The organism is Streptomyces solincola (assembly GCF_002982015.1).
GTDB lineage: Bacteria > Actinomycetota > Actinomycetes > Streptomycetales > Streptomycetaceae > Streptomyces > Streptomyces solincola.
In genome coordinates, this window is sequence record NZ_PVLV01000182.1 from 1 (window position 1) to 1195 (window position 1195).

2 protein-coding genes are annotated in these 1195 nt (G+C 70.5%); one reads left to right on the forward strand and one right to left on the reverse strand.

The window, feature by feature from the left end:
- On the forward strand, window positions 1-483 hold a 483-nt coding region (locus C6N75_RS13420; protein ID WP_146132560.1), incomplete at its 5' end, for a sigma-70 family RNA polymerase sigma factor.
- A gap of 107 nt (window positions 484-590) precedes the next feature.
- On the opposite strand, the gene C6N75_RS13425 is transcribed toward C6N75_RS13420, so the two are convergent.
- A partial coding sequence (locus C6N75_RS13425; protein ID WP_181160460.1) for a TerD family protein occupies window positions 591-1195 on the reverse strand: 605 nt, incomplete at its 5' end.

The window sequence follows — 1195 nt, forward strand, 5'->3', positions numbered from 1 at the left end:
TTCTTCCGCGACACCTCGTGGGCCGTGCACGTGCCGCGCCGCCTCCAGGAGGCCCGCGTCGAGCTCGCCCGCGCCACCGAGGAGCTGCGCACCCGCCTGGGCCGCACCCCCACGGTCAAGGAACTGGCCGAGCTGATGAACCTCACCGAGGAGGAGGTCACCGAGGCGCGCCTGGCCTCCAACGGCTACAACTCCTCCTCGCTGGACGCCGCGATCAACGGCGCCGAGGAGGGCGAGGCCGCCCTGGCCGACTTCATCGGCGCCGAGGACCACGCCATGGAGCTGGTCGAGGACTTCCACGCGCTGGCCCCGCTCATCGCGGCGCTGGACGAGCGCGACCGGCGCATCATCCACATGCGCTTCGTGGAGGAGCTGACCCAGTCGCAGATCGCCGAGCACCTGGGCTGCTCCCAGATGCACGTCTCGCGGCTGCTGTCCCGCACCCTGAAGAAGCTGCGCGAGGGCATGCTCACCACGCGCTGAGCCCTCCCGTACGACGGACTCCCGAAACGAACGGCCGGACCCCTCCCCGAGGGGTCCGGCCGTTCGGCGTCACCGGCGGGCCGGACCGGCCCGTCACGGCGCTCCGGTCACAGCGCCTGGGCGGCGGGCTTGACCATGCCGCGGACCGTGCGGGACTTCACGAAGTCGCCCATCGCGGTCATCTCCCACTCGCCGGAGAACTGCCGGATGAACTTGGCCATCATGACGCCGGTCTGCGGCTCCGCCGACGTCAGGTCGAAGCGGACCAGCTCCTCGCCGCTCGCGCCGTCCAGCAGCCGGCAGTACGCCTTGGCGACGTCGGTGAACTTCTGCCCGGAGAAGCTGTTCACCGTGAAGACCAGGCCGGTGACGTCCTGGGGCAGCCTGCCCAGGTCCACCACGATCACCTCGTCGTCACCCGCGCCCTCGCCGGTGAGGTTGTCCCCGGAGTGCTTGACCGCACCGCCGAGGATCGTCAGCTTCCCGAAGTAGCAACTGTCCAGGTGGTTGCGCTGGGGGCCGTACGCGATGACCGAGGCGTCCAGGTCGATGTCCCGGCCGCGGAACGCCGGCTCCCAGCCCAGGCCCATCTTGACCTGCGACAGCAGCGGCCGGCCGCCCTTGACCAGCGAGACCGTCTGGTTCTTCTGGAGGCTGACCCGGCCCTTGTCCAGGTTGATCTTCCCGCCGCCGGCCGGCGGCGGGAAGATCA